The sequence below is a fragment of the Agarilytica rhodophyticola genome (assembly GCF_002157225.2).
GTDB classification, from domain to species: domain Bacteria; phylum Pseudomonadota; class Gammaproteobacteria; order Pseudomonadales; family Cellvibrionaceae; genus Agarilytica; species Agarilytica rhodophyticola.
In genome coordinates this window covers 1336345-1363181 of record NZ_CP020038.1, presented here as the reverse complement: position 1 = coordinate 1363181, position 26837 = coordinate 1336345, and the positions used below count along the sequence as shown (strand labels likewise).

Below are 26837 nucleotides of genomic sequence, written 5' to 3'. Positions count from 1 at the left end.
ACAGTGAATATTTCAGGTATTATTTCATACCCTATTACACCGTTCGACGATAGTGGAGAAAACATAGAGTTTTCCATACTAGCTCAGTGCCTAGAGCAGCTCATTGAAAACGGTAGTGACGCTATTGCACCGCTTGGCAGTACCGGAGAAAGCGCTTACCTAAGCCAAGAAGAATGGCAGCAAGTAGCTGCGTTTACTGTAAAAACTGTCGCAAAACGTATCCCAGTCATTGTTGGAATTTCTGAGATAACCACGTCACAGGCTGTAAATAAAGCAAAATACGCAGAATCAATTGGTGCAGATGCAGCAATGATTATTCCTGTCTCTTATTGGAAACTAACAGATCAAGAGATTTTTGATTACTACCAAGAGATTTCCGACGCAATATCAATACCTATTATGGTTTACAATAACCCAGCGACTAGTGGTATCGATATGTCGCCCGAGTTATTAATAAAAATGTTCAAGGAAATTAAAAATGTCACCATGGTAAAAGAAAGTACAGGTGATATTCAGCGTATGCATAAACTATTTGAGTTTAGCAATGGTGAGCTACCATTTTTCAACGGTAGCAATCCACTTGCTTTAGAGGCATTATGTGCAGGCGCAAGCGGTTGGTGTACAGCGGCACCTAATTTACTGGATAAGCAACCCAAAAAACTATTTGAGTACGTAAGTCAAGGCGACCTTCAGTCTGCCAGAGCAATCTTTTATCAACAGCTACCTATGCTACGCTTTATAGTTGCCAGCAATATTCCGCGAACAATTAAAGCCGGCCTCAAAGTTAGAGGAATAGATGCAGGCTTACCCCGAAAGCCTTTGCGAGGGCCTGTTGCAGAAGAACAAACACTACTGCAAGAGCTCATGGCTTAAAAGCTATTCGTGCCAATAGAAAAAATAACTTTTCCGAAACTAAAAAAATATTATTTTTTAGTTTCTCTTATCAATGAGTAAGACCCTAGCTAAGCAGGGATGTAGTTTAAATAAGGCCAGTTATTTATGAGAGTTCATTACTTTCAGCATGTCCCTTTTGAGGATTTATCTCTAATTGAAAACTGGGTATCAGAAAGGAAGTTCTCATTAAGCGTTACGAGCTTTTTCAAGGACAACTATCAAATCCCGAGGACAGAGGATTTTGATCTGCTTATCGTTCTCGGTGGGCCTATGAGTGTACACGATCAAGATATCTATCCGTGGCTAGTTAAAGAAAAAGAATGTATAAAAAAATCTATCGATGAAGGTAAGCAAGTGCTAGGAATCTGTCTGGGAGCCCAACTAATTGCTCAAGTATTAGATGCTAAAGTAAAAACAAATAAAAATAAGGAAATTGGTTGGTATCCTATTGCGTTTACCGATCAGATTGTTGGACACCCCTTATTAAGTGGTCTTAACTATGCGATTACAGTACTCCATTGGCACGAAGAAACCTTTGGCATTCCTTCTGGAGCGACACATATAGCAAGTAGCGCAGCATGTAAGCACCAGGGATTTTTGTATCAAGATAATGTCTTAGCTTTGCAGTTCCATATGGAAATGGACTATATTGCTGTGGATAAGATTATTACTGCTTGTAAGAAAGAATTAGTTGACGGCCCATACATTCAGGATCAATCATCAATACAAAAAAATGCAGAAAATTATGATTTGAAGCACACACTATTCCAATTACTGGATAATTGGATATTAATGAATCCTCGATAAACAAACCTAGACGCTATTAATTTAGACAACAAAAAATCAGTTCTCATTATCATTTTTTTCCATAATCAGTGTCATTAGCTCAGCCCCTAAAACTAAATCGTGCTCGTGCCCCATCTTGTGTTTTCGTAAATAACCATTGTGATCAAACAATAAGAGTGTTGGTGTTCCCTGTGTTTGATATTTTCTCATCGTTTTAGGAATGGGATCATTTATATCATCCGATGGCTTATCAATAGCAACAGGGAAATTTACTCGATACTCATGTAAAAAAGCTTTAAGAGAGATCTCTCCCATGGCATCGTGATACTCAAAAACTGTATGTAAACCAATAACAATAAGATCTTCCCTGGAGAAAAATTCATATATTTTTTTAGCCTGAGGGATAGCATATTTAACACCCCCAGAACAAAGCATTTGAAAAGTAAAAACTGCTACGACTTTACATCGTAAATTTTATAGCGATAACTCATTATCAGTATTTAACCAAGTAGCAACTTCAAACTCTGACGGTTTTTCTCGTGTTATTTTCATGATCATTTACTTTATTTAAACAACCCATTAATACACTATGTGATAAGGATGCAAAAAGAAGTTTACTGTCCAAAACGACCTAGAACCTGTTGGCACTAGGCTTCTTTTTATAAAACCATCTTTGATAAAGGCGGCATTGGCTAACCGGATATATTGATACATCCGGTTAATCACAATCTGAAGGGATAGGAATTAATTATTAAAATACACCGCGTAAAATCAACTGCACATTGCTATCTGACTGTGCTCTATCACGAGAAATGCTTGCAGGATTAGCTTGATTTGCGATATTGAGGGTATTAGTAACGCCTTCAGAAGCATCGTCAATATTTTCAGCGACGAGACGAGCTAAGAAGTATTTATTAAAGCGCTTCTCAACGAAAATATCCACTGAAGGGTCTCGATCAAACACTCGAGTTGTCGAACTACCGTCTTGATTGACGAAGCGAATTGTTTCGTCACCTTTTATATTGTAACTAACACCATAACTGAACAGTGATCCCACCTTATGATCAAGGGTGAAGTTAGCTGCGACAGAGTCGACTGCACGATCATCATCGAATTCTCTTTCAAAATAAGATATGTTCGACGAAAAACTTAAATCAGGGAGACCTATAAGTCGCATAGGAATACTGAAATCTAACTCAGCACCTTTTAAAATATTCTCACCATCTCCCGAAACAATAACATCTAGAGAGTCAACAGGAGAGCCATTTTGCGCTTGGCTATTGAGAACAGATAATAAACTCGCTTGGTTATTGGCAATAAAAGTTCTTACTTCATCGACTCCTTGAACCTCGACTACCTGCGGTATGTTATCTGATTCTTTGTGAAAAAGCGCAAAGCCAATAATGCCTCTTTTTTCATCAAAGTGATATTCGTAGTCCAATTCAGTAGAAATATATTCTTCCTGATCTGGGTCTAAATATTCAAAGGTGTTAGCACCAACTTGCGTAAAAGCCGGAGCAATAACTGGAGGTCGAGACACGTTACTTGCAGCTGAGAACCTCAAGTCATGGTTTTCGGCAATACTCCAGCGGATATGTGCTGATGGGTTGCTTGTGCTTTGATCCGACTCTACAAGCTGCTGATTGCTACCTGAAGACATTGCTTCGTTGTCTGTAGTCTCATATCTGTATCCCAAATCGACTGAAAAATTCTCAGTTGGATGCCAAGAATATATACCGAAAAAGTCAATTCTTGACTGCTCCGCACTGCGAATATCTCCTAAGCTATCAATATCTGTCTCATTAAGCTCAGTATGCACACCAAGCTTAACGTCATAAGTTGAATAACTTAAAAGATCTAATCTAACTTCAAACTTTAATTCTGATCGCTCAAGGTCTTGGCTGTCATCATCTGTTACTGCATCAGTGGGTGTTAATGCAGATGACAAAGTATAATCGAAACTTGATTCATCATAGCTTAAATCAAAGGTCAATGTATTATCCGAATCGGCACCCAAAGGTAAAGCAAGGGAAATTGCTGAACCAAAATTACGCTGCTCTTCAGTATTCTTTTTGATGGCAAGAAAATCTGGATTGTCGAATCCATTAGTGGAAGTCATCACACCTTCAGTATCATCATCTCTATCATTACTAAAATAGTATGCTTGCACTGATAAAGCAGTATCATTCTCGTACTGCTTATCTAATGTGAGGTTAAGACCTAGTTGAGTTTTATCAATAAGGGTTTCTTCCCTAGTGAAATTCATGTCCGCATCTGTCGTGATATTTCCATCGGCATCTTGATTAAATACTTTATTTTCGATGGTACTAACAGTATTACGAGAATTATTATCAAAACTATAACTTACAGAAAAATCATAATCATCCGCCAAGCTACCGCGAAAAGAGCCCGAGACATTACCGCTGGTTTCGTCACCAATCTGTCTTAAGTTAGTACGCCAATAACCATTTTTTGTAGACGGAATATCCTGACCATCTTTTAGCACAACGTTTACTGTTAAACCATAACCTTGGGCATCAATATCGGCGCTACCTGTACGATGTACTTCAATCTTTTTTACAAGCTCAGCAGGTATACCGCTAAATGATAGAGTGTTTTCATCATTAATACCTGGAATTCTTCTACCATTTAAGAGAATCTGTCCGGCACCCCGACCGAATGCACCACGAAACCCAAATCCATTTGCTTCTGTATCGGAAAAATTAGAACTTGAAGAAAAAAGGCTGTCAATATTTAAACCAGGTATGCGCTTTAACATATCACCTAGGTTTGTAGGCTCAAAGCGTTGAAAAAAGGCGATATCGTAAGACAAAATGGGCTGTATAGATTCTACTCGATCACGCGCCACTACCCGGGGGCTCACCACAAGGATAGCCTCTTCAATTTGATCTGAGCCACTGTCTACTGACTGGCTTGCTGATTGAGCCAATACGCTATAAGAATTAATGCTACCAATAATTCCCATTATTAAACACGAAAGTCTTGTTTTTGCAGTACTGCTTTTTTTAAATACCATCGTTTTCGAATTAGTATTTAAATCATTAGAATACATAATATCGCCCCTTTTAAAATATTAAATCAATGAAACTCGACAACCTTGATATTGGCTAAGTGATATTTATTCTGCTAGTAGATGTTCTTTTTATGGAGCCTACCAAAAACTCAGAACTAACACTTTTCTTCTTTACATTTTATTTGAGTGGCGTACCCATTTAAAAATGTTCACTTTAATTATAAAAATTTTTAGCAAACTCAAATTAATCAATATGAGGAAAGGAAAAATTAAAATAATTTTCGCATAGGAATATGCAATTACAATAAATCGTACTGGAAGGAATGAAGACAATTGTTATTGCTCGAAGTATAGCTGTATATGATACAGCTATATATTTCAAAACAACCGCATAAGGGAACTAACTATGTTACTAGTTTTAAGAGAGGATCTCAATGATACCTTATATTATGGTTTTAACTATCATCGATCACTTAACATATGCTGATAATCTTTCAAAGCACCGACCCAAAAATTTTGCAGAGACTCACTCACACTTCCATCTTTATTTCGGTATTCTATGACAAGCCCCACCGATAACTCTTTTTCCTCGGAAGAAAGATAGAGTTTCTCGGAAGAAGCATAATAGTACTTACCATCTTCCGGAGAATAATCAGGATTACCTAGCAAAGCATCCACCTCCTGTTTGGTCATACCAATAGAAAGTTTATTATGAACCGCTTGTATTTGAGCAAGCGATTTCTCAGTGCTGTAATTAGCACTTTCTCTTGCTGACATACTTGCATTACAACCAACAAGTATAATTAGAAGGGGTATCAAGCCAAATGTAGCAATTTTCATAGGGTATCACCTTATCATTAGCTAAAATATATAAGCCTTTATAAATACCTACCTAGGTAGAACGAGATTGACACTACCAAGTATTTTTAACTATGTGGCAATTTGAGCAAATATGGTCATTTTAATTTGGAATTATTTAGGTTTTTTATTAAACCTATAAACATGCGTGTCAATAACGGAGAAAATATTATTTAAATGTATTAAAGGACAATTTGCTTCTTTAATTGGTCAGGCATTATTGCTCGAAATTCAGATAGAAAGCTAACATATTGCTGGACAAAGATATAACATGCTTACAATAAAAAAAATAAATGATATCAAACGCGAATTATAAAACAAAAACCACCTTACCAATTCTTTTAAATAAAAATAAATTAATTTTATTTAATAAAAAAACCACATGGAAATAAAAAATAGGTATCGCAACAACATAGTATTAGATTTAACACACTATTAGCATAATAACTATTAAAACCAGAAAAAACTAAAGATAAACTTTGACACTAATACCAAACCAAACGGTTATTGTTACCAGATATTCTTCAACAGAAGTAGCAAATATAATTCAGCACCAAGTATTATCATATTCGCAATTAAATTATTAAGACAAAATTTAGGCTAAGTTTTTTTCTTACCGAAACCATTGTCTTTTAAAGATATTTTTCAAAGGCCTAATAGATTTTCTATAGATAATTTATAAGAGGGTATCATATCTGACTAATACTTTCTTAAAATGCTTAACTCGCATATAAAGTTGTCATTCTTAATAGCAAATCTATTTATTATCCGTTGTTTAGTCAGTATATAAGATTTCCCTTCAAAGTTAGCTAGCGTATCCATTGGTAACGCATAAAAACTTAATAATGAAAAAAGGACGAGCTTGTTACCGCTCGTCTAATAGGCTGATAAAATCAAGCAATATGACAATGTTTCTAGTGTTTTGTTAAGGTGGGGGGCCGCCGCCATTAAGAATAAAAGACTCATGTGGCGTGCCAGAATGGCAAGCAATAACCCACGGATATGTATCTATAGCATAGTAACCGTATTGTCCATTAACAGTCATACCGTTGCATTCATCAAGGTCGCCACTGTCAGTGAACTCCCAATCAGCAACATAGTTTCCATCGTAGGTGCCTCCAGGGTTAAGGCCATCGATGGAAATTCGCTCTCCTTCTTTTAAAGTGTAGCCAGAAACAGCTTTGCGCACTGTGCCACTTGCTTCATCCCAAAAATAGCTACCATAGATGGGGAATCCGTCAGCAGCGAAACCAATAACAGGTGAGCCTTCCGGTCCAGGGTTGTCATCAAACATTGCTTTTGGGCTTCCATGGTAGTGATACAATCCTCCTGGTTGAACATGTGCGTTATTAAGATCAGCACCAAATTTTTTGGCTGTGCCTAAAGGGTCTAGTAACCATGCAGAATCTTCCCCACAACCGATCCCAACATTACCGTCTTCATCCGCATCAGGGTTTGTGGGGTCATAGCATCCTGCGGAAAGAATATCTAACACAACGCCGTTTAACATAATACCGTTTTTAATACGTTGAGATAATGGAGTAGAGGACAGCGCCATACTTGGGTTACGGACAACTGTAAACTCTAGTTCTTGCTCTGCAGCAGGCCCACCAAAGTCCGCAGTATCATCATTAAAATCGTGATTGGGGATTGCGTCAGACATAAACGTACATGTCTCATCATCACTACTAATTGTCACACCTGCTTCAAAACCCGTACTTTCCTGAATATCGAGTACTGAGGCTTCATAGGTATTAACATAGTCTCCACAGTCTGGGCTGCGTTCGCTAAAGATAGCATTGGTTATATCCACCGCTTCCAATTCAGTAGCTGAATCATCAGATCCAGTAGAACTATCAGTGGAATCAGAAGAATCACTGTTGCTGTCACTACCTCCGCAAGCATAAAAAAAGAAGGAACATAGCAATAGTAAAACACTAAGGCATGATCTTTTTTTGGAGTATGGAATTCGATATAGCATTATTACCTCCGGTTTAGAATTAACACCTAGAGGCTAACAACGAAAAGTGCAGAACTTGTGCAGAAGATGCTTGAAAACGGAGGATATGATTTAAATTGCGTTACCCTGAGAAATGATACCAGTTACACTATAAGAATGATGCTTACAATTTCGAAAAAACTAACACTGGCTTTTGTGGTGTTAACAATAATCATACTAATAGCAACGCTTGGATTGGCCCGTTGGAGTTTCGAGCGAGGCTTTCTCGACTATATTAATACTATCGAGAAAATTCGTTTGGAAACCTTGGCAGAGAGTTTAGCCAAAGAATACGCCAATGCAGATAAAACTTGGTCAACATTAAATGAAGAGATGTTTGGTCGACTTATTCATCATACCCGTTCTAAATTAAATCCTCTGCCGCCGCCCGGACACAGGCCGCCAGCCTCAAAGAGGAATAAAGCTCACCCAAGGCGAACTAAGCCGCCAACAGCACTATATAATGCAAAAGGTACACTTATTAGAGGAAGAGATATATCAAATACAAAAGGTGATATGATTTCTGTACCTATACTCTTGGATTCAGTAAGAATAGGAGAATTAAGAAGCCATCCTCAACGACATTTCGCAACACCGGCTGAAGCAGCCTTCTCGCAACAGCAATTAGTCACAAGCAGCTTAATCGCCATATTATCACTAATATTAGCCATTGTTATCGCATGGTTGCTAACACGCATCCTATTGTCACCTATTCGCCATATGAACAAAGGGGTCTCACTACTCTCAAATGGTGACTATTCCATTCGCCTAAAAAATAATGGAAGTGATGAACTTGGACAATTGATGCGAGACCTCAATCACTTGGCCGATATACTGGAAAAAAACCGCACATCACAACGTCGCTGGCTAGCTGATATTTCCCATGAGTTAAGAACTCCAGTCACTGTGCTAACAGGAGAAATCGAAGCGCTTAAAGATGGTATTCGACCACTTGATATGAAACAGGTAGTGTCATTAGATCAAGAGATTTCACGTTTACGCTACCTTGTGGAAGATCTCTATCAACTTTCTTTAGCAGACATTGGTGGACTTAGATATACCTTTGAAATACTCGATATTACTATCATTATAGAGTCCGTCGTTAACAGTTTTCTAAACCGAGTCCAGGAGAGAAACCTCAAGTTGTCTTGTACAGCGGCAAGTAGAGTTAAAATTAATGGCGACAAACAAAGACTGATACAACTGTTTACTAACTTATTAGAAAACTCTTTAGCCTATACTCATGCACCAGGCGAGATCAAAATCGAAATATTAACCGACAACCAACGAGCTATTATCAAAATCCAAGATACTCCACCTGGAGTAGAAGCAAGCAAGTGTAAAAAGTTATTTGAGGCACTATACCGCCAGGAATCCTCACGCAATAGACATATTGAGGGTGCAGGACTAGGAATGGCCATTTGCAAAAGTATTGTTGAAGCCCATGCAGGAGAAATAGAAGCGTCTCCTTCTGCGCTCGGTGGTCTATGTGTCACTATTTACTTTCCCTTTATTAAATGAAGCTTACTATGAACAATAAAAAGATTGTCGTCGTCGAAGATGAAGAAAAAATAGCTCAAATACTAGTGGATTACTTGGAACCAGAGGGATTCGAAGTAAAGGTTGTTAATAATGGTAGCGATGCACTAGATACGATTCAGAATTACTCTCCAGATTTCGTTATCTTAGACGTGATGCTTCCCGGAAAAGACGGCTTAAGTATATGCAAAGAACTAAGAAAATTTTCAAATGTACCCGTATTGATGCTGACAGCAAGATCAGATGAAATTGACCGCCTTTTAGGACTTGAACTTGGAGCTGATGATTACGTGTGCAAGCCCTTTTTGCCACGAGAGATTGTTGCCCGTATAAAGGCTATATTAAGAAGAGCGAATGAAACGTCTACAACAAAACAAGAACATATCATCGGATACCGCAGTATCCGACTTTTACCAGACAGATTTCAGTGTCAAGCTGGACAACAAACCATCGAATTAACACCTGTTGAATTTAGGATGTTACAAGCATTAATTAGTGAACCTAAGAAAGTATTCTCACGAGAAAAATTAATGCAAGCAAGCTATCTCGACGACCGCATTGTCAGTGGTCGAACCATCGATAGCCATGTTAAAAACTTACGCCAGAAGTTAGCCGATGCGATTGGAAACGAAGAAATTATCCATTCCATTTATGGCGTCGGTTACAAAGTAGAATAAGAGTAGTGGCATTGTACTTTTTCATATATGCAATCAATAGCGAACATAGATAGACGATAAGTATCGAAAAAAACACGAAACGGTTCACCAGCACTATATTCAACCCATAAAATCACTATATAATTTCTCTCATTTTGCAAATTTATGCGCCTACCTTGTAGAAATAGCATATAACATAGGCAAATCTCTACTATTTTAAATTAGCTTTTCTTAGTAGATAAAAAACAGTCGTATAGTAAAACCATATAGAGACAAATACATGCTTGATGCTCACATCACACCTTTAATAGATCCTGTGATCAAGTTAATGGTAGAGAAAATAGACCGACACGGCATTACACCTAATCAATTGACCGTGAGCGGCTTTATTATTGGTGCACTTGCTTTACCGGCCTTGGCAATGCAATATTGGTACACAGCATTAGTATTAATTTTAGTCAACCGTTTGTTTGATGGCTTAGATGGCGCACTTGCTCGCCATTTAAACCAAAGTAGTGCGGCAGGTGGTTTTTTAGACATATCTCTTGACTTTTTATTTTACTCCTTTATCCCTCTAGGCTTTGCATTTGCAGACCCTCAACAAAATGCTCTTTGCGCAGCTATTCTACTGGCAACATTTATTGGCACAGGCGCAAGTTTTCTAGCTTTTGCTATTCCAGCAGAGAAGTATAATATCGATAAGCCGCAATTTGCCTACAAAAGTTTTTACTATCTCAATGGATTAACAGAAGGCACTGAAACCATCGCCTTCTTTGTTGCTTTTTGTATATGGCCTCAGTATTTTCACTGGCTATCACTAGCTTTTTCTGCAGCTGCAATAGTTACTATACTAACACGTGTAACAGGCGGTTATATGACACTGAAAAATATAGATAAAGAATAACTTTTACAGATAGCCACCATAAGCCTGTATTTACTGAACTTCTTCACATTTTCTCCACTTGTAATGCTTAGTCTTTTGACACAATAACAATCACATACAAAGTCATTTATGGAGAAAATTTATGTCATTTAAAAAACATAATATATTTACATCACTACTCATATTATCGATAGTTGTACTTTGCGCTCAAACACATGCATCTTCAGAAGATAGGAAAAAACGACATCGCAAACCACCTTTAGAAGCATTTGAAGCATGCGCAAATCTTTCGGAAGAACAAGCATGTAGCTTCGTTGGACGCAGAGACAACACTGTGGAAGGTACTTGTATTGTTCTACCATTCGACGAAGAAGCGATGGTATGCAAACCTGCTCATCGTAGAAAAAAACACAGAAACCAGGATAGTATTGAATAATAGAGTTAAAGGGTTATAAAATATTATTCCTTTTATAACCCCTTAGTTGCATATACAGCAACTAATTTGCCCTAATATCTGTTCTAGAAATACTGCCATCTGAGGAAATTTTTATACTATCCCCAATAGTTTTGCCATGATATAAGAGGTTAGAGTGGTCATTGGTATTCAGTGTCACACTAATATGATGCTCACCTTTAATTACTTTATCAAGATGGAACCAGTTACCGTAGAGCCTAGAGACTTTTCTACCATCAAAATAAATATGGGCATGGCCTTCATTATTATGATTTTCCTGGCCTGACATCTCGGGAGTAAAAGTAAAATTTTCAGTACTAATATTTATATTCCAACCTGATACGGGGTCGGGATAAGCCTTTAGTGATACTGATGGTATATGGCTCCAGTTAGAAATATCAACATCATTATGGCTGTGAGTTTTCATATGTTCGTGGTCATGATGAACATTTACTTCTACTACGCTATCAAGCTTTTCTACATCACTAGTATAGCGTGGTAACATTATACTATTAGATGAAGCAGCATAGGCTTCTAAGTTTGAAATCATATCAACAGCAACGAGAAAAGCAGATATCATCGCTAAGGGAAAAAGGTATTTCATAAATCGAATCAACTTAGGTTAAATAGATTGTTAAGGTGTTTACCAGGGTCAGTTAATGCTAACAACTACGTTATGTTGCTATTGAAAATAAAGGTGGGGAATATAGAAGCAAATATAATATGCCACACAAAATCCTAATACAGCCAAACAGTAGTAGATTAGAGTGAACGATATTCGTGCCGAGAGAGCATGATAATATAGCCCACTCGCACCAGGAAAACGCTTATCCCTGGTAAGAAAGAATGATGCTAATGGATTATTACTTAGCAGTAATATTATAAGTACAACAATAATTTCGAAATGACCTATCGCATCAATCATCCCAAACATTGGTATTGCACCGACAATAAAAAACAATAATACAGCTGATGCCATTCTTGCAGTTATCTGCCCTGCTAGTAACATAAATGCAGCGATAAACTCCACAAAGCCAGCAACGACCATGAAGGTATCAAAATCCATACCAAGCATAATGTTTGGATTTTTTTCTAATAACTCGAAGCTCCACTGAGGGAACGCCCACTTCTCAATAGATGCCCATAGCAACGATATCGCCATAGAAAAACGAAGTGCTATATCACGATAAACAAATACACTTTCTTTTCCTGTTGAATCTAAAATTAAGTAAACTGCAACTCCCAAGAATATAGGATAATCTAATAGATGAAAAAATCCATATTGATAAGCCGCTACACTATACAGTAAAAGAATTCCGAATCCTGAGATCATTTGAGTTCTTCTGTTTAACAAGAAAACGGCAATGCTCAACTGCACCCATGAAACCCAAAAAGCGTCAGTTTTAAGCTCTGGCGTTAAGTAAACACCATTCATTTGAGCAATAAAAAGCATAAACACAAAAGTCCCGAAGCGCAAAAACAAGGGCAGGTAATTTTTTGAAAAAGCAAAACTGTATTTCACCTTGTTTAACCAGGAAAACCTTACTTTGTTGAAGTATCCATCAATAAGAACTGCAACAAGTACCAGCACCGCAGTAACGGAAAAAAACAGTATAAAATCATAGCTTAGCAGCATATCTTTTATTTTTTTAGGTGGCGAATTAAGATCATATTCGACAAACCATTTAGTATGACCAACTGCAGTGACAGGCATAATCAAACAACCTATGACAGAAAAAAATAACAATTTCAATACCTGTATCATGCTACACCCTAATAAGCATTTATTTAAACAATAGAATTATTTTATAAATAGACGAAAAAGCTACTAACCATTTAAAAAATGGAAACATTTAAATAGTTAGTAGCATTAGAATCGATATCAAATCACGTATGCTTTACTAAACTTTACTGTTGTTTACAAACAAAAATAGCTCTTGTCAATCAAATATCTTAATTTGATCTTATACGTAGTTATATTTTTAGTAAAGATAAGGCAGCTGCCAACTTATTTTTTTGTGATCAAAATTATACAAAAAAATATTTATGCTTAAACATTTTTTAAATTCGATAATTAATTTGAATGATGAATCTATCAATATTCCGCAAGTAAGTATCAACTTTCCTATGGCGAAAAGCTCACCAACAAAAATATTAAAATAAATTTTTTCTTGGCTATTTATTTGCAGAACTCTTCTCTTATATTTTCTTTATACAGCCGGTGTAGACTTCTTTGGCGAGTGGTTTAAAACGAGAGAGTTAAGTAGGGAAATGTAATACAGCAAAGAGATTGTAGAAAACAACATGCTTCTACAATCTTTCACAAAATCATATAAAATGAGCAACGCCATGAAAGAAATTAAAAATCGCTTTACCTCCCAGGAAAACCAGATAGCGCAATCGATTAAGACCTATTAACATAGGTTAAACAGGTCATAATTATGCATATTCTAAATAAAAGCCTCTTGAACTACTGGAGACAATCTAGGCTTTTGCGGATGTAACATGCAGTAAACGGCAGGGGTAAAGAGCAATGATAAAATGATGGATAAACCAACTCCTCCGGCAATAACAACAGCTAAAGGAGGCCAAAACGTACCGCCGCTCATTAATAAAGGCCCAAAACCCGCTACAGTTGTAAAAGTGGTCGACAATATATGGCGAGATGTTCCCATAGTTTCTTCTATGATTGCTTCTACATTGCCCGCACGCGCCATACTATTGCTTTTAATAGCAGCAAGCACAACGATCGAGCCATTAATAGCAACACCGATCAAGCCTGCGGTACCAATAAGAGGATTAAATCCTACAGGTAGACCAAATATTCCCAAAGATAGAAACCCCAAACCAGAAGATAGTAACGCTACAACAATAATCACTAGCGCTAAAGTGACACTTTTAAATGCTAAAATTAGTGTCGCCATCATAAGTACTAACAGTACTGGTGCATAGGTGAGTAGTTGTCCCACTGCTTGATTTTGTGCATCGGCATCACCAGCTACTTCTATCCGATATCCACTGGGTAGAGAAAAATCACTCTCCTTTAGTACATTTAAAACGTTGTTGGTAATATCAATAGGCGCGATATTAGGTTCTAAGAATGCAGAGATTGTATTAACACGTTCACCGTTGCGACGGGTAATAGATGTGACTTCTGGTTTTAATGTGATATCGCCAAGGGCACTAACAGGTAGCCAAGTATCGATAGCAGGAGCATTTATCTTCATTGAAGCTATCCGCATTAAATCTCCGCGTATAGTATCAGACGCTTTTACTCGTACAGGTAGTTCCTGTAAATCTTCTAATACCGTTCCCCCTATAACTCCGTCAAGTTGTGTTTGAAATTGCGAAGACACATCATCCAAAGTAAGACCGGCAAGTTTCACTTTATCTTCATCAGCGTTTAGCCAAAACTTCGGTTTGCCACCTTCTGTAGAAGCAAAAGCGTGGGTAACACCTGTCTGGTTTTGTAATACCAGGCGAATACTTTCTCCGATGGAACGCAGGGTTTCCACATGAGGGCCAACGACACGAAAAGAAACAGGTGAAGATACAGAAGGACCTTGGGCAAAAGCCCTGACAATTACACGAGCTTGTGGAAAATTTTCGTCAAGGGAATCTTGCAGGGAATCGATAAGTCGGCTAGCTGAAGAGGCACTCTCGGCAAATACAACAGCATGAGCATAAGAAGGATAATTATCCTTGTTCATGATTTGATTGTAATAAACTGATGGCACCGAACCACCAACTAGCCACATAGTTTTTTCAACACCATCCTGTTCAACGATATGTTTATTCATTTCATCTGCAAGGTTATAGGTACGCTTTATGGATGCATCTTCGGATAACCACACTTGTATTTCAAACTGATCTCGATCAGCACTTGGAAAAAATTCTGTCGGTAGCTGAGTAAAAACAAAGATTCCAGCGATAGGCAGTAGCATCGCCACTAGTACTGATCTTTTTGGATGTAATAGTGCATAATGCAAATAACTACGATATTTTTTCGCAAGTGTTTTATTTTCTATACCATTTTGCCACCAAGCTTTGGAAACACTACCTGAAGCAGTATCGTCATTTTTCTTAGTGAATATTGCAGCCAAGGTAGCAATAATTGTTAATGATATACAAAAAGAAAGTGCCAAGGCCATAACAACAGAAATCGCAATAGGAGAAACAAAATCGCCGATATTCCCTGGCAATAAAAAAATAGGCATAAACCCTAGAATAGTTGTTAGAGTGGAAGCAAGCAGTGGAATTTTTAAATGAGACACGGCATTAGATAAAGCCTCGGCCGCGTTCATATTGCGTTGACGAATATTTTTCCGGACTTCGTCGGTAACAACAATAGCATTATCAATTAATAATCCGATCGCGATTATCATCCCGAAAATAGTCATTTGATGAATTTGCTCACCAAAAAAACTCAGCGAAAAAAGTGCACCGGCCATTGAGAGAGGTAGAGCTAAACCAACAATTAAGGCAGGCCGCCAACCCATTGAAAACAATACCACTAACATAACTACCAACACACCCAAAATAAGATTTGTCGACAAACTGTTGAGTCTATCTTCGGTATATTGGTTTTGCTCAAAAATTGTTTCAATACTAACAGAGCTACCAAATTCCTTCTTAAATATTCCTAAAACTTCGTTTGCACGTGCTGTCCACACATCGACTCGCACATTGTTTGTCATGCGAGCTGCCACATAAATGCTTCTATAACCATCTTTGCTGAAAGCAATATCAGTCTCTGGCTGCATAATTGTTTTTTTAATCTCTGCAATATCCCCTAAATAAACATTTTCGATGGGAATTGCTGCAATTCTATCTACTGTTGATAATTCTCCAGCCACTTCAATCAAAACGTCGCGCTTTGAAGAGCGAAAAGCTCCCGCTGTTTTCTTAGCATCTGCCTTTTGAATTAAGTTGGCGATCTGTTGATTATTCAGGCCTAATGCAGAAACTTGATCCGCCATCACTTCTACTGTAATTTCTTCTTGTGGTGCTCCGTAGAGTTTAACTAGTTCGGTATTACTAATATTACGTAAACGGTCAGCAAGCTCTTGTGACAGTCGGGTTAAAATATTTAATTGACTTTTTGCTGCTTTAGGTATCGAGAGTTCTACCACCAAAGTAAAGGCGCTTGCTCCTCGCTTATCATCAAATTCAGGTTCACCAGAAGCAGCAGGAAAAGAACTGGCAGCATCTTCTAGCTCTGCACGAATTTTTGAAAAAATCTGCTCATTATTGGTTTCATCCACCCAATCCTGCAGCTCAATAGAAATTAGTGAAGCACCATCACGGGAGGTCGATTCTATAGTTTTAATTTCGTGTAATTCGCGCAATTCATCTTCAATTGGTTTAGTGATTAAAGACTCTACACGGGCAGAGGAAGCACCAGGGAAAAAAGTAAGTACTGTCGGATTCCGATTGGTGATTCTAGGATCTTCCAAACGCGGTAAATTGGCAAAAGCAGATAACCCCGCAACTAAGATAATAATGATGCTTAACACCAAGAGATAACGGTTATGATACATTTGAGTATTGGGTAGTAACTTATCATTACTCATCTTTTATTCTCCCAGTGCTAAGGCTGCGCTATCGATAATACGCAGCTGCTGTCCAGGAACAATACGGTGCGTTCCTTCAGTCACGATTCGATCACCATGGTTCAATGAACCGCGAACAAAAGCTTGATCACTATTATGATATATTATTTCCAGAGCTTTACGCTGAGCTAGGTTCGACTCATCAACAAAATAAACACTCCATAAGCCTCTTACCGTTTCAGAAAGTGCTGCGATTGGAACCCAAACACCTTGTTCTTCAACAGCAACAGATGTTCGCAGCTCCACTAAATCTCCTGGTCGGACTCTCACATTACCAGCTAACGAAAAAATAACGTCAACCGTTTGCATTCTTTCGTCTCTCTTTTGTAGTATGGATTTAACGGTGACGGAAACGGGACTATTTTTTATATAAAGCTCGTGTGTATCTCCAACTTTAAAATTATCTGCCAGTCCATTAGCTAATGAAATACGCGCTTCGGCAGAAACGTTCTCTTGTAAACTCATTAAAGGAGCGCCTGCACTTATAACTCGCCCTTCATCCATCAAGCGGCTTGTTACAACACCGTTGAACGGCGCTTGAAGCGTAGATTTCTCGATGGTAACGTCAATGCGTTCAAGTGCAGCTCTAGCGCGCTTCACCGCAGCGGCAGATGTACTTCTGTTGTTCTCCGCTTCATCAAGCTCTTGCCTGGATACACCCTTAGCTTTGAATACCGAGCGAACTCGCTGCAAGGTCGCGTGAGATAACGACAGTGCTGCCCGTGCTTCTTCTAAAACAGCAGCAGCTTCTTTTCTTTGCGCATTTGCTTGTGCAACATCCAGCACTGCCAATACGTCCCCCTGCTGAACCTTATCTCCCTCGTCCACGTATATCTGCAATAGCTTACCGCCAATCTCAAAACCTGCGTCAGAAACTCTTGAGGCTTCTATTCGGCCAGTGAAAATTCTTTCTTTTGTATAAGAGTTTTGGGCTGTAACGAGTGCAGTTGTAACAGGCAAACCCTCCTTGGCGTTGTCGTCGGCTAGCGCTATTTGGCTGCAAAGTAGTGTGTAAGTTAAAGCTAAAATAATGGCTAAGCTATTGTTTCTATTAGTGATAATACTCTTGTGGTGATTTCTATTCTGTATCGCATTCATGGCTAGACCTTCAGTAATAAACCCTATATATCAAACTATACAGTCTAGTTTATTAAATGAATCGGCATTTGTCAAACTATACAGTCCAGTTTATAATTGCCTCATGAATCAGATTAATAGACAAACAGAACAAAAGGCCTCACGGGGCCGCCCAAAAGACCCTGAGAAAGCTGAAAAAATTCTCCATGCAGCGGCCCACCTCTTTTTAGCTCACGGCTTGAAAGGTACGTCGATGGATGCAGTAGCAAAGGAAGCAGACGTTTCCAAACAGACCTTGTACTCGCATTTTGCAGGAAAAGACGCCCTATACGGTGCAGTAATTAAGAGCAAAGTCAGCTCATATAAGCTTTCAGAAACAACGGTACTTTTTAGTGGCAATCTAGAGGAAGACCTCAATACTATTGGACAACAGGTACTTCTTCTGGAAATGGACCCCGACGCTATCGCCATGCTTAGAGTAGTGCTGGAAGAAGGCCACAGTTACAAAAAAACATCTCAGCTTTTTTATGAAAATGGGCCCAAGAAAGTAACCCATGAATTAACCCGTTACTTTGAATCAAGAGAAATTGAAGATGCACGTTTTTACGCCGTTGCATTTTTAAATATTTTGATGAGCGAATGGCAAATGAAAGCCCTAATGGGTTTACAACCACCACCAGATGAAAAAGAAATCGCGTCTTATGTTAAAAAGGTTTCTAAACGTTTTATCAAAATGTTGCCTTAATAAGGCAACACATCGACAAATACATGTTAATTTCTTATATAACTCTTAAGATCTATTAAAATCTCAGACAACTCTGTTGGAGCATACATTGGAACATAGTTCCGCCGTTCTCTAATACTGCTAGATCAAGGTAGACAAGCGGTTTAATATGATCATTAATATGCTCTGCTACAGGGCATGTTAACACTTAATTAATTTTAATCACTGACAAGGTAAATGGTCGACTCGCAGTTTTATTGGTCATTTCAGGGCTATCAAAAACGGCATCAAAGTTTGTAACAATAACTTCATTACCTCTCACAATTACTTCAGCTGGCCCATCCAACTCACCATTGGCGCCATCAGTATTTCCGTTTTGTACAAGTAGCTCACGCCTACCATTCATATCAATACTATAAACAGCATTAGCAAATAGGTCTGCGATATAAACTTTGTTGGTGCGTCTATCCCACTTCATACCATCAGTAGCGATCATACCGTCCGAAAAAACGGTGGTATTAATTTTTTCATTATTTTCGTCCATCGTCGTTTTGTGAATAGCACCTTCTTCCATAATTGCAGTGTAGAGACTACCTTCACCATCAATAGTGACACCATTTGCACCAAATTTAAGTTTACCGTTGGAAGTAAAGATTTCGAATAAGTGAGAGTCACTATTTTTAGTATCTGTATAAGGCCTAACTTGCAGTGGTTTTAGTGGATTTAATTCTTTGATATTAAATTTATATACACCACTTATCTGCTTACCGTCTTCGAATTTTAAAACTGTATCAGAAACAAATAAATCATTACCTTTCCATACAAGACCATTTGGAAATAACATCCCGGTAGCAACAACATGAGTGCTTATCGCCTTTCCATCCTTAACATTAATTCTTAGAATCCTAGACTTATACTGATCGTTAAACCACAGCTGCATATCAGCGACATAGGCATTACCATCAGGCCCAAAGGCGATCCCCATAGGCGCAACCTTACCAGTAGACTTTTCCATATCTTCAGGCTTAAATGTATACCATGTAGTTAAGCGGTTGTGTTTATCTACTTTGCCAATTGTTGGCACAGCAGGCTTTTTCATTTCACCAGATTTAATTAATGTATCATTGTGAAAATTAGGCGATGTAAAGTAAATGTTACCAGTAGCATCAAAGCCGCTACTTGCGGGAGAATTAAATGTTATTGGTAAACTTAAAAATAGTTTAGATGTTAATTTTTTGGCAGATACATAATTCGATAATAAGCCAATAATTACAATGCTTAAGATATATTTAATATTCATTTTAGTTTTCAGCTAACCATGTTTTTTTTATTTTTCACTTTATTATAATTAACTTAAATAAAATTATAATAATGATTATTACTGAATCATAATTAGTTTATTTTTGATAAAAAACTTAAAACTATAGTTATCTAACTAAAAAAGAGTTAAACACTAACAAGGCACAAATGTTAACGCCCAATAAAGCCAACGATGATAAGGGTGCTATATCCATTTTCCCCTTATTGTTTCTGATGCGCAAAGGCCCTAAGAGCTAGCTTTTTGTAATCAAGCATTATTCAAAACTGACGTTATTTCTGCGAAAAAATGAGGCCCCTAGCCAGATACAGTTTTGGCACAAAGAACAAACACTCCTCTTTTTAGTTGCATAATGAAACCAGATAAAGTATCGTAACAGTAGTTGCATAACGAAACTAAAAACATATAAGTATCAATGCTCGCTAGCTCACTATTAGGCACAGAAGTGATGAAGAACTGCGGGTAATTAAGGGGAAAGCTCCTATGAAAACTAAAACAATTCTGTACATTGCCTCGCCTCTAATAGTAATAGCAATATTCATTATGAGTCTTGGCGTGTGGATTCAAGGAGGGGGGCGTAATTCAGAAGAATCTATTCCTACGACATTCGACGATACTCCATTTCGCGTATACGAAGCAGTGGTTCCTGGCAGCCCCTTAAAACTCAAACATTTCATTTCAGAGAATAATGAAATCAATGTTTCATCCAGTTTAGTAATGGGTGAAAAAGAAGTGATTGTTTTCGCTGCTCCAGCCACAAAATACTCTGCAGAGCGCCTCGCAGACGAGATTGAGAAAACTGGTCGCAAGCTCACATATATTTATTTAAGCCATCCGCACTTAGATCATGCGCAGGGCGCGGTGATTTTGCAGCAGCGATTTCCAGGCGTAAAACTTATCGCCGAACCTAAAGTTGCAGAAATAAATAACTTACGCATTCCTCTACACGATGATATGGCAAAAAAGCGCTATGGAGATAACGCAGCCATACCATCACCAATTTTTGAAGAATACGATAGTGATGTCTTGATGCTAGAGGGGCGTGAAATTCAACTTTGGCACGATCAGCACGGTGATGTAGGCATAGGTTACGAAGATGAACCACATACAGTGGTTTATATACCAGATCTAAAAGCACTGCTACCTAATGACATTTGCTATTTTGGCGGCCATATGATGATGGGAGGCACAACTAAGCAGAGTCGTGCAAAGTGGAAAGATCAAATACGTAGCTATATGAATATGGATTTAAATGTTGTGATTCCAGGACATGTACCACGCAGCTGGAGTGGTAAAATGACGGCTAAAGGTGTGCTTAATCATAGCCTTACGTATATAGAAAATTATGAACAAGCACTAGAGTCGAGTAAAACCTCTGACGAAGTTATTAAAAAGATGTTGGCCAATTACCCCGATCTAGGGCATACATCTGCACTGTATTTGGGAACATATATAAATTTCAGAGAAACACATCGCTTGCTTTTTAATCCTCGGTTGGAAAAATTTGTATCATTTCTGCCAAAGTCTTTTGTTAAGGAACTAGATAAAAAGATGTTTGAAGATAAACGGAAGATGTGGAACTTATAAAAGAAAAATATTAGATTCAGTAAAGTTTACCATGGAAGGTATAATATTGTTCATATAGAAATTAAATTGGGTTATATTAATTTAAAGTCACTGTTAAATAAAACCATATACTCAAAGATTAGGTATTATTTATGCGGCTTATGCTCACCTGCTACCCAAGTGTTGAGTACATTATAATCCTGATTAAAATGCACAAGGTCTGCACGATAGCCATTTTTAATACGACCAAGACAATTGTCTTTTGCAATAAACTGCGCAGGGTATAAAGACGCCATACGCAAAGCTTCATCAACGGCTAGGTTTACATGCTCAACACAAAACTTTACCGCATCAATCAAACCAATAGCACTACCCGCCAAACGCCCCTGGGCATTAATAAGACAGCCATTATTCTCACTGATTTCTTCTGTGTATAATGTAAAGCTGTGATCTTCACTTCCTACAGTCGCCATCGCATCAGAAACTAAAAAAACTTTTCCCGGTGGTTTTGCAGCAATAGCGACTTTAATTGCAATAGGATGAACATGATGACCATCAGCAATAATACCGCACCAGGAATTAGGGTCAGATAATGCAGCCCCAACAACACCAGGGTCACGACCTTGCAAAGGGCGCATAGCATTATAAAGGTGAGTAAAGCCACTAACACCTGCAGCTAAAGCTATTTCAACTTTTTCATATTCAGCATCACTATGGCCTACACATACAATAATACCTGCGTCGACCAGTTGTTGTATATCTGATGGTGTTACCTGTTCTGGTGCAAGTGTCACCACCAGACAGGCCTTGCCAGATTTTCTTTGCTTTTCTAATAGCCATTGAATGTCACTACTACTCGCTTTACGAATATAACTAGCGCTGTGTGTACCTCGGCGAGACTCCACCAAAAAAGGCCCCTCTAAATGAAGACCAAGAATTCCCTTATATGATTTATCAAATGCTTCATGTACAGCCTCTACGGCGCACGAATAAGAAGAAGGGTTATCGCTAATAAATGTAGGCATCATACTGGTTGTACCTTTTTGGCGATGCCCGTCAAGCATATATTTTAAGGTTTCCAGACAAGGTTTATTGTTAAATAGCTTGCCACCACCACCATTAACCTGCAAATCAATAAATCCTGGTGCAACAATTCCATGAGCTAACTCAACACGTTCTATATTTTCAGGGAGTTCACTTAGTGGCATAATAGCTTGTATATTTTCTCCACTTAGTATAATGCCATGATTTTCAAAAAAATGCTGGCTATCAAAAATAGTTGCGCCGGTCAGAGTTTTTAGCATAAGAAGCGATTCTTCCAGTATTTAGACATATATTTATATACTACTTTAACATAAACAGTATTAATGCAAAGGTTTTCCATACCTTAAGTGAAACTTAAGCTAAGACTAATAGCCTTACAATTTACCACCCAATAAAATACAGTAAAACAAGTATAGTAATATCAAGACTACAGCACTATGCTTAAAACCAATGTATTTTCATAGTATATTGGCAAAACATCTGGAATGTTAATGTTAAATTAGTCGATTTTAGCTTGATATGACATGTTAAATTATGGACTGGGATTTATTTACTAAAATTGAATATTCTTGAGAGCTAGATAAGACAAACAAAACCTTCCTCTCCAAACCTCTTTTGTCGTAATATCCTTAATAAGGGTAAGTTAATATGAAAAAAGTAATTAAGAATATCTTAATCTTCAGCGCAATATTAATGACCGCACCCTTCTCTACATTACATGCCAAAATAGTTGATAATTTTAATCATTTTAGTGAGCTAAAAAGTATAAATTTTTTATTTGAAAAAAATAACTCACGATTAGTTTGTGCGCAATGGATATGCCCTCCTCGCCGAATTTGCTACTGCATCCGACACATATAAATTTACACTTAATTGTCGAATTAAAAAATTCGGATCGACTTAATATACCGCAATATATTTTGCAGCATACTAGAGATTTAACTTAAGTAATTTTTTGAGCATTTACTTGAAAATAGACAATCTAAAACAATGTATATTTATTGCCTTAAGAACGGCTACCCATACTGCATCGAAACATCAGGCATAATATCAATGTGAAATTATATATTTTCACATTGATATGATTACACACGGATCCTAAATCTTTAAGCATATGGTCACTATTACATTCAATGGTGCGATAGTTACCACTGTCGGCATAAACCGAGTACAAGATCATTAAGCAGTCATTTCATAGCCAAGCCATCACAGCCCGCAACACAATCGCATCCATAAATACAGACAACTTTGTGGAAAAGTGTTTTTCATTTTTGCTCTGACTCACAGTCAAATGATGCTTACAACACCTCCACCAGGCAACAAATACTTAGTTTAAACAACATCATATGGGATAAATATCAAATCTCAGACTATATTTTATCTAACATTAACCTGCTCTTTGCGATGCCTCATGATTAGGCACCGAGCAATACTAAGTCTCATCTATTATATTCATTTCTTACATGGGTATTTGCGCCTATACATCTCCACCAAGACTACCGACGCTGGCCGGCTCTTATCTGCGCTGGAAGATTGCTCAAACAAAGTCATCATCTCTTTTATGGAATAGCTCTTACCTTTAGGTGGACAAAACAATGGTGGTAAATCACTAGAGCCTAGACCCTCTTGATAGGCTCCGACACCTTCGACAACTCCTTGTAAGTAGTATGTCAAAGCATTCCACTGTGCACGACCAGCAAAGCTGCCTGACTGAGTACGCGCCTGAATGCCTTTAAGCTCGTTTACTGTTAATCGCTTTGCCTGAAGCGGCAAGCTAAAGAACAGAGCCGTAAAACTTAAGCATGCGAACAAAAATTTGATATTTTTCATATTTCCTCCTTATCAAAATATTAATCCTTGAAATTTAAAAATTCAAGTGTTACTTTAATTTTTAAAAGTAAAGGACGATTTCACCCCATGACAATTAAGATAACAACTAAGCATCAACAATTTGCACATGTGCTTTCATATCTCACTTTATTCGGCGCGCTTATGCTGCCGCTCATGGCAGCTACAATCTGGCTTTTCTGGAATCAACTGGCACCATTTGCGTCCCTCAACCTCCACCATATCTTCGATCTACGCCAGCTATCGGTGGGTGAGCGGTTGGCGGGCTTTACTGTCTCCCTCATCGGCGCGACCATTCAGGCATATGGCTTATTGGGCTTAAGAAAAACTTTTTGTGAGGCTGCCGCCAATAAGCCACTATCGGAGCAGGCTATATATGGCTTTCGCCGTTTCGCATGGGTAACTCTCACTATGGTTTTTATTGGTGTTGCACAGAGAACAGGGTTAATTATTATTTTTTCCTTGAGTGACCCTGCCCAACAAGGAATGTTAGATATTCAGCTTGGCACCGAAGAACTGAAATCACTTTTTATGGGGCTACTATTGGTTTTCGTTGCTCATATATTTGCCGAAGGAAAAAAAGCAAAAGATGAAAATGAAGCCTTCTTGTAAGATATGAATCACATATGAAAATTATCGTCAATCTCGATGTTATGCTAGCGAAGCGAAAAATGCGTTTAAAAGAACTAGCCGAAGCAATTAACTTAACAGAGCAAGCCCTATCTATGATTAAAACCAACAAGGTAAAAGGCGTTCGCTTCGATACGTTGGTAAAGATATGTGATGTACTGGATTGCCAACCTGGCGACATTCTAGAATTTACACGTGAAGAAACTGATAAATAATAATTTAGTTATGATTCAACATTTTATGATCGAATATCATATAACTTACAAATAAAAAAATAAAATTTATCTTTGCAAATTATGCGCTGCTGTATTTTTATATAGCAGTAACGCCTATGTACCGCATTCCAGGCATTTAGAGATAGATGTATCATGCATAATAGAACTTACCCAAGCTCGAATATCATTTTGCACTATCGATAGGGGCCTTGCTCCTGCCTTGAGTACGACTTCGTGGAAGGCTTTTATGTCAAAAGCAGAACCCATAATTTCCTGCGCTCGTTTGCGTTCAGTTAAAATAAGGTCTGCCCCCAATATATAGCTTAGAGATTGACCAGGCATGGCAATATAACGGTCGACTTCTATTTCAATTTCTGTGCGAGACATAACGGTATTTTCTAGCATGAAATTAATGGCTTTTTCACGTGACCAGCCTCTTAAATGTAGCCCAGGCTCTACGATAAGACGACTCGCCGCCCAAAGATGTTTCGCCATCATCCCTTGTCGATCAAAGCTAGAAGAATAAAGTTTCATTTCATCAGCGAGGTATTCTGCATAGATAGCCCACCCCTCAACCAAACCAGTAAGACCTGAATCGTATCTTGGTGATGGCGTATCACGAGGAAAAGTTGCCCACAAATGGTGACCAGGAATACCCTCATGGAAAGCGATCACCTCGGCCATTATGCGACGTTCATTGGGTCTCGATGGATTGATGATGTAGCTGGCCGAAGAATCCCCTTGTTGTCGGCTACGGTAACGGCCTGCGGGAAATGCTGCTTGTAAGTGTTGTGGCAACTTGGTTACAACTATCTTCTCAGAAATTTGATTTGAGAAGGCTAGGTGTGTCTTTTCATAAGAGCGATCCAAAGCATTTTCAGAAATGCGAATTAACTCATCAACCGTCGTCTTATTATTTTTCAACGCACCTCGTAAACGACTGAGTATAGTGTTTAAGTCTTCTCCATCCTTGCCAGTTTTAAGTAATTCAGCACGAGTTTCATTGATATAACGCCAGCCAATTTTCTCAATTTCTTCTTGTGTCAAACGTAAACTCGTCCACCATCTAACGGCATTTAAAAAACACTGCGATCCATCTTTGGTCAACAGGAGACCAGGAAGCTCTTTTACTGCAGGTAGATACTCATTAACAAGAAAGGCATCAAATTGCGCGACAGCTAAAGCAATCTTTTTTCTTACGAGAGCATTCCAAGCCGCCGCATTGGGGTGAGCCTTACTCTTAAATATATATTTTGAATTAGGGGATAATAATTCAGCAGTGAGATCCGCTACTTGCTGTTGAACACGTAAAACAACTGCACGTGGTGCAGTTTGCTTCATCTCTATTCCTAACCTTAGTTGATCGACCAGAGATATAATCGCCTGAGACGCTGAATGCCAGTGTTTGATTTGCTCCTGTGCATTGTCAGGGCCACCAGCAACAACCGCCTGCCACTGAGAAGGCCATCCACCCTGCCAACCCAGCACCTGATTGAGATATCGCAAATCAGAATTACAGTTTTCCAAAGGTTTTGCTGCATACCCGCTATTAGCGACAAGGTGATTATCTTGCTGGCTCGCACATGAAACTAGCAGTGTAATTAGAGTGATTAATACTACTTTCAATTGCTATCTCTTTTTTATTTATAGTGAGTGTATAGCTCCTATTAGTCCTATTAGGGTAGCAGACGTCGCCTTTT

The 26837-nt window shown here is 38.2% G+C and carries 22 protein-coding genes; 10 read left to right on the top strand and 12 right to left on the bottom strand.

Going from position 1 to position 26837, the window contains the following annotated elements; genetic code table 11:
* Positions 1-3: 3 nt before the first annotated feature.
* Positions 4-873, top strand: a complete 870-nt coding sequence (locus BVC89_RS05810; protein ID WP_086930278.1) for a dihydrodipicolinate synthase family protein — start codon at positions 4-6, stop codon at positions 871-873.
* A gap of 126 nt (positions 874-999) precedes the next feature.
* Positions 1000-1701: a type 1 glutamine amidotransferase gene (locus BVC89_RS05805; protein WP_086930277.1), complete on the top strand. Its 702-nt coding sequence runs from the start codon at positions 1000-1002 to the stop codon at positions 1699-1701.
* Positions 1702-1737: 36 nt separating this feature from the next.
* Here BVC89_RS05805 and BVC89_RS05800 read toward each other — a convergent pair whose 3' ends face one another.
* The 4 genes from BVC89_RS05800 to BVC89_RS05785 form a co-directional block, all read right to left on the bottom strand.
* Positions 1738-2115: a thioredoxin domain-containing protein gene (locus BVC89_RS05800; RefSeq protein WP_216825096.1), complete on the bottom strand. Its 378-nt coding sequence runs from the start codon at positions 2113-2115 to the stop codon at positions 1738-1740.
* 316 nt (positions 2116-2431) lie between these two features.
* Positions 2432-4753: a TonB-dependent receptor plug domain-containing protein gene (locus tag BVC89_RS05795; protein ID WP_086930276.1), complete on the bottom strand. Its 2322-nt coding sequence runs from the start codon at positions 4751-4753 to the stop codon at positions 2432-2434.
* 423 nt (positions 4754-5176) lie between these two features.
* On the bottom strand, positions 5177-5554 hold the full coding sequence (locus BVC89_RS05790; protein WP_086930275.1) for a hypothetical protein: 378 nt from the start codon (positions 5552-5554) through the stop codon (positions 5177-5179).
* Positions 5555-6497: 943 nt separating this feature from the next.
* Positions 6498-7553 (bottom strand): YHYH protein, encoded by a 1056-nt coding sequence (locus BVC89_RS05785; RefSeq protein ID WP_086930274.1) that lies wholly within the window; start codon positions 7551-7553, stop codon positions 6498-6500.
* A gap of 66 nt (positions 7554-7619) precedes the next feature.
* Here BVC89_RS05785 and BVC89_RS05780 point away from each other — a divergent pair, with 66 nt between their 5' ends.
* From BVC89_RS05780 to BVC89_RS05765, 4 genes are all read left to right on the top strand, one after another.
* Positions 7620-9092, top strand: coding sequence for an ATP-binding protein (locus tag BVC89_RS05780; protein WP_086930273.1), 1473 nt, complete (start codon positions 7620-7622; stop codon positions 9090-9092).
* A gap of 8 nt (positions 9093-9100) precedes the next feature.
* The gene (locus BVC89_RS05775) at positions 9101-9787 is read left to right on the top strand and encodes a response regulator (protein ID WP_086934531.1); all 687 of its coding nucleotides are present in this window, start codon (positions 9101-9103) and stop codon (positions 9785-9787) included.
* Between the two features lie 259 nt (positions 9788-10046).
* Entirely contained in the window at positions 10047-10670 is a 624-nt protein-coding gene (locus BVC89_RS05770; RefSeq protein WP_086930272.1) for a CDP-alcohol phosphatidyltransferase family protein, read from the top strand.
* A 121-nt stretch (positions 10671-10791) separates the two neighbouring features.
* Positions 10792-11085 carry a hypothetical protein gene (locus BVC89_RS05765; RefSeq protein WP_086930271.1) on the top strand — a complete coding sequence of 98 codons (294 nt, stop codon included), beginning with the start codon at positions 10792-10794 and terminating at the stop codon, positions 11083-11085.
* 61 nt (positions 11086-11146) lie between these two features.
* On the opposite strand, the gene BVC89_RS05760 is transcribed toward BVC89_RS05765, so the two are convergent.
* The 4 genes from BVC89_RS05760 to BVC89_RS05745 form a co-directional block, all read right to left on the bottom strand.
* A complete protein-coding gene (locus BVC89_RS05760) occupies positions 11147-11707 on the bottom strand; it encodes a hypothetical protein (RefSeq protein ID WP_086930270.1) in 561 nt (186 codons plus the stop codon).
* Positions 11708-11785: 78 nt separating this feature from the next.
* Positions 11786-12817, bottom strand: a complete 1032-nt coding sequence (locus BVC89_RS05755; RefSeq protein WP_086930269.1) for a hypothetical protein — start codon at positions 12815-12817, stop codon at positions 11786-11788.
* A 736-nt stretch (positions 12818-13553) separates the two neighbouring features.
* On the bottom strand, positions 13554-16676 hold the full coding sequence (locus BVC89_RS05750) for an efflux RND transporter permease subunit (protein WP_086930268.1): 3123 nt from the start codon (positions 16674-16676) through the stop codon (positions 13554-13556).
* Between the two features lie 3 nt (positions 16677-16679).
* A complete protein-coding gene (locus BVC89_RS05745; protein WP_086930267.1) occupies positions 16680-17813 on the bottom strand; it encodes an efflux RND transporter periplasmic adaptor subunit in 1134 nt (377 codons plus the stop codon).
* Positions 17814-17916: 103 nt separating this feature from the next.
* On the opposite strand from BVC89_RS05745, the gene BVC89_RS05740 reads away from it, so the two are divergent.
* Positions 17917-18537 (top strand): TetR/AcrR family transcriptional regulator, encoded by a 621-nt coding sequence (locus BVC89_RS05740; protein ID WP_158657802.1) that lies wholly within the window; start codon positions 17917-17919, stop codon positions 18535-18537.
* A gap of 187 nt (positions 18538-18724) precedes the next feature.
* Here BVC89_RS05740 and BVC89_RS05735 read toward each other — a convergent pair whose 3' ends face one another.
* On the bottom strand, positions 18725-19816 hold the full coding sequence (locus tag BVC89_RS05735; protein WP_086930265.1) for a Vgb family protein: 1092 nt from the start codon (positions 19814-19816) through the stop codon (positions 18725-18727).
* A gap of 501 nt (positions 19817-20317) precedes the next feature.
* Here BVC89_RS05735 and BVC89_RS05730 point away from each other — a divergent pair.
* The gene (locus BVC89_RS05730; RefSeq protein WP_086930264.1) at positions 20318-21421 is read left to right on the top strand and encodes an MBL fold metallo-hydrolase; all 1104 of its coding nucleotides are present in this window, start codon (positions 20318-20320) and stop codon (positions 21419-21421) included.
* 125 nt (positions 21422-21546) lie between these two features.
* Here the strand turns inward: BVC89_RS05730 and nagA are convergent, their stop codons facing one another.
* Together nagA and BVC89_RS05720 are read right to left on the bottom strand one after the other, a co-directional pair.
* The gene (gene nagA, locus BVC89_RS05725) at positions 21547-22704 is read right to left on the bottom strand and encodes an N-acetylglucosamine-6-phosphate deacetylase (RefSeq protein ID WP_086930263.1); all 1158 of its coding nucleotides are present in this window, start codon (positions 22702-22704) and stop codon (positions 21547-21549) included.
* A 1192-nt stretch (positions 22705-23896) separates the two neighbouring features.
* Entirely contained in the window at positions 23897-24274 is a 378-nt protein-coding gene (locus tag BVC89_RS05720; protein WP_086930262.1) for a Rap1a family protein, read from the bottom strand.
* An 87-nt stretch (positions 24275-24361) separates the two neighbouring features.
* Between BVC89_RS05720 and BVC89_RS05715 the strand changes: the two genes are divergently transcribed.
* Complete coding sequence (locus tag BVC89_RS05715; RefSeq protein WP_086930261.1) at positions 24362-24904, top strand: DUF2975 domain-containing protein; 543 nt, start codon at positions 24362-24364, stop codon at positions 24902-24904.
* A 14-nt stretch (positions 24905-24918) separates the two neighbouring features.
* Positions 24919-25137: a helix-turn-helix domain-containing protein gene (locus BVC89_RS05710; RefSeq protein ID WP_086930260.1), complete on the top strand. Its 219-nt coding sequence runs from the start codon at positions 24919-24921 to the stop codon at positions 25135-25137.
* Between the two features lie 114 nt (positions 25138-25251).
* Here BVC89_RS05710 and BVC89_RS05705 read toward each other — a convergent pair whose 3' ends face one another.
* Positions 25252-26763, bottom strand: a complete 1512-nt coding sequence (locus BVC89_RS05705; RefSeq protein WP_086930259.1) for a DUF885 domain-containing protein — start codon at positions 26761-26763, stop codon at positions 25252-25254.
* Between the last annotated feature and the right edge of the window lie 74 nt (positions 26764-26837).